3 protein-coding genes are annotated in these 2,201 nt (G+C 43.8%); all 3 read right to left on the bottom strand.

From position 1 onward, the window contains the following. Positions 1-1,128: YcjX family protein (locus ACP45E_RS20900; protein WP_069585499.1), on the bottom strand; the 1,128-nt coding region annotated here is incomplete at its 3' end. A 118-nt stretch (positions 1,129-1,246) separates the two neighbouring features. Continuing rightward, positions 1,247-1,432 carry a hypothetical protein gene (locus ACP45E_RS20895; protein ID WP_017034420.1) on the bottom strand — a complete coding sequence of 62 codons (186 nt, stop codon included), beginning with the start codon at positions 1,430-1,432 and terminating at the stop codon, positions 1,247-1,249. A gap of 121 nt (positions 1,433-1,553) precedes the next feature. Next, the coding region (locus tag ACP45E_RS20890) for a fumarate hydratase C-terminal domain-containing protein (RefSeq protein WP_198927776.1) at positions 1,554-2,201 on the bottom strand (648 nt) is incomplete at its 5' end.

The raw sequence follows: 2,201 nt of genomic DNA, 5'->3' as shown, positions 1-2,201 counted from the left end.
TGCTTGTATTGATGACATCGCCATGCAACTCATATCAACATTTTCAAACGCGGCACTTTGCCAAGCCGGGTGAACAAGCTGCTGTAACAAGGAGACTAAGTTAGGGTGCTGCTCCGGCGTGACGTGATCAGCCTTGGTTGCCGCAAACAAAATCTTATCGATCTTAGGCGAAAATAGTCGCTTTAACAGACCGTTACGCCCATATCGAAAGCTTTGCATTATTTGCTCTAGGGCTCCGCTCATGTCATTAAACGCTTCATGACTGGTATTTAAAGGCGACAAACAATCGACCAGCACTATCTGGCGATCAAACGTCGAAAAGTACTGCTTATAGAAATCCTTAACGACATTTTTCTGATACTGCTGATAGCGCTGTATCAACATCTCTAAATGACTGTTTTTGGGCGTTTTCGCACTGGAATCGAATCGACATGGAAAAAACTGTAAAACCGGTGCCCCTGCGAGATCGCCTGGTAAGATAAATCGACCCGGTTGCACCCAATGTAGCCCTTCTTTTTTGCATTTATGCAAATACTCAGTGTAGGCATTAGAAATCAACTCTAGCTGTTTTTCATCGACTTCGGCCATTACGTCTAGCGCATCTAATCTATCAAGCCAATGTCGAGCCAACTCTTTTCTTTTACCCTTGAGAGCGGCAAATTGGGACGTAGACCATTGATGAAAGTCCATATCGAGAAGGGGGAGATCAAGTAGCCACTCTCCTGGGTAATCAATAATATCCAAATATAAGGTCGCCGTAGAACTGAGAAGTTTTTTATGCCGTTTCATTGGCTTGTACTTGATAGCCAACCTAATTTCACTGACATCTCGAGTCGGCTCTGGCCATTGAGGTGGCGTTGAGTCTAACTGGGCAATAGCTTCATCGTAGGCAAATCTTGGAACCATCATATTGCTTTGCGGGACTCGCTTTGCGCCAATAATACGTTTGTCACGGGTTGACTTGAGCAGTGGCAAATTATCATGGGTCGACGTGTGCAATAATTGATTTACCATAGAAGTAATGAACGCTGTTTTACCTGCTCGTGATAATCCAGTAACAGCAATACGAACATGGGAGTCCATACTCCGATAGATAAAATCGTTCACTTCTCTAGTCAACTTTTTCATTTATTCTCTCTTTTTATGACTTTCCGCTACTTTAATTGAATCAATCTTAATCTTAGATGAACAAAAAAGCCCCTGAAAACACTCAGAGGCTTTAGAAACAATGTACTTATATATTAGGCTAATCGTCTTCTATAAGCTTGTAGATGACAAACAAAGCTAATTCTAGCATTACGAACAAGACACAAGTGATGGTGACGTATTTGACGTCAAAAATACTAATGCCATGTAAAATCAAGTCGTAGCCTAGAAAGCTACCCACTACGACCGCAATGGCAATCTGTAAAATCTGAATAAATCGAGGCACGCTAGTCTCCTTAAATGACCGTGAGAGTATACTGCGTTGTGGTGTGGTCAACACCACACCAGCGTTATATTTTCTTCATTAGGTCAACGTTTTGTCAAAGTCTTAAAACTAAGAAAGTCTTTTACTTCGAAGATTCCGCTTCCGCAATTTTCACTTTCCAAGTATCAGGACCAATTTGATGGGCATTCGCACCGGTCGAATCAACAGCTACAGTGACAGGCATGTCTTCAACATCAAATTCGTAAATAGCTTCCATACCGAGATCTTCAAACGCAACCACTCGTGCTTTCTTAATCGCTTTCGAAACAAGATATGCCGCGCCACCAACAGCCATTAGATAAACGGCTTTGTGTTTTTTGATTGACTCAACCGTTGCAGGGCCGCGCTCAGCTTTACCTATCATGCCCATGATGCCGACATCGTTGAGCATCAAGTCCGTGAATTTATCCATGCGTGTCGCCGTTGTTGGGCCAGCTGGGCCAACGACTTCATCGCCTACCGCATCAACTGGGCCAACGTAATAGATGAATTTCCCTTTTAGATCCACACCGTCAGGTAGGCTTTCCCCTCGTTCGATCATGCCTTGCAAGCGTTTATGCATTGCATCTCGACCGGTCAAGATTTTCCCTGACAGAAGCACTGTTTCGCCGGTTTTCCACTGTTGAACTTCTTCTTGCGTGACAGTATCGAGATTGACTCGACGAGTATTTTCCCCCGCTTCCCAGGTAATATCCGGCCAATCTTCGAGTTTAGGCGGTGTTAATTCCGC

Origin of the sequence: Vibrio genomosp. F10 str. 9ZD137 (assembly GCF_049974785.1) — a bacterium.
Taxonomy (GTDB): Bacteria; Pseudomonadota; Gammaproteobacteria; order Enterobacterales; family Vibrionaceae; genus Vibrio.
The sequence above is the reverse complement of the archived record's forward strand: the minus strand, read 5'-3'. Positions and strand labels throughout refer to the sequence as shown.